Here is a 1353-nt window from a genome sequence, read left to right as displayed (position 1 = left end):
GCAATAACTATGTAATAAACGCGGCAACAGTAAAAGTACTTGGCTGGAAAACTCCTGAAAATGCCATAGGTAAAAATTTAAGTTACGGTGGCGTAAAAGGGAAAGTTATTGGAGTGGTGAATGATTTTCATTTTGAATCGCTCCATCAAAATATTATACCCTTGTTGATGCGGATGCCATCGTTTCAAAATAATACTTATGCCAGGTTATCTATTAAAATAAGTGGTAATAATGTTAATTCGGCCATAAATACAATACGGGAGGCCTGGCGTAAATTACAACCTGAAACTCCCTTTGAATATACTTTTCTTGATGAGCGATTTCAGAAATTATATAATAGCGAACAGCAACAAGGAAACTTGTTTACCATATTCTCTTTTATAGCCATATTTATAGCTTGTTTGGGCCTGTTTGGTTTATCCGCATTTACCATAACCCAAAGGGTAAAAGAAATAGGGGTGCGTAAAGTGCTGGGTGCCAGTATTCCGCAAATTGTAACGGAGTTATCCAAAGACTTTTTAAAGCTGGTATTAATAGCCTCAGTAATAGCCTTGCCTATAGCCTGGTACTCCATGAGTAAATGGCTGCTTGATTTTGCTTTCCGCATTAGTATTCAATGGTGGGTGTTTGTAATGGCTGGTATTATAGCTGTGGTAATAGCATTTGTAACTATTAGCTTTCAATCTATCAAGGCAGCTATGGCTAACCCGGTGAAGAGTTTGAGAAGCGAATAGGATTTAAGCCAAAGGCTGAAAGCTCAAAGCAAAAAGCTTTTTAGGATTTAGAAATTAGATTTTAGAATTTAAAACATATGATAAAAAACTATTTCAAAATAGCACTCCGTAATTTCTGGCGGCATAAGCTTTTTACACTTATTAATATCATTGGTTTATCTATTGGTATCAGCTCGGCCCTGGTTATCTACCTCATCGTTCATTTCGACTTTACTTTTAATCAGTCTTTTCCCGATGGCAACCGCATATACAGGGTAGTTTCTAACTATACTTTTTCCGGAGAAGAGGCACATAACCGAGGGGTTTCTGGCCCTGTACCTGAAGCGGTAAGGACAGGGGTAAGCGGTGTTGAAATATCCGCACCATTTTTTGAGTTGTCCCAGCCCAATGTTTTAATTCCAACAAAATCTGGCGTGCCTGTTAAATTTAAAATACAGGAAAATGTGATATTAACCGATGGCCGTTATTTAAATTTATTAAACTACACCTGGCTTGCCGGTAATGTTAAAACTGCATTAAACGCACCCAACCAGGTAGTGCTGACCACAAACCAGGCTAACAAATATTTCCCTAAAATGCCTTATAACCAGATGCTTGGCCGTGTAGTAACTTATGATAC

The 1353-nt window shown here is 37.9% G+C and carries 2 protein-coding genes; both read left to right on the top strand.

Annotated features, from left to right (window positions below; genetic code table 11):
• On the top strand, positions 1-734 hold a 734-nt coding region (locus AC1DRQ_RS31590; RefSeq protein ID WP_477430115.1), incomplete at its 5' end, for an ABC transporter permease.
• Between the two features lie 77 nt (positions 735-811).
• A partial coding sequence (locus tag AC1DRQ_RS31585; protein WP_477430113.1) for an ABC transporter permease occupies positions 812-1353 on the top strand: 542 nt, incomplete at its 3' end.

The sequence above is a fragment of the Mucilaginibacter sp. P4_E8 genome (assembly GCF_056401495.1).
This window is presented reverse-complemented; position numbering and strand designations above follow the sequence as displayed.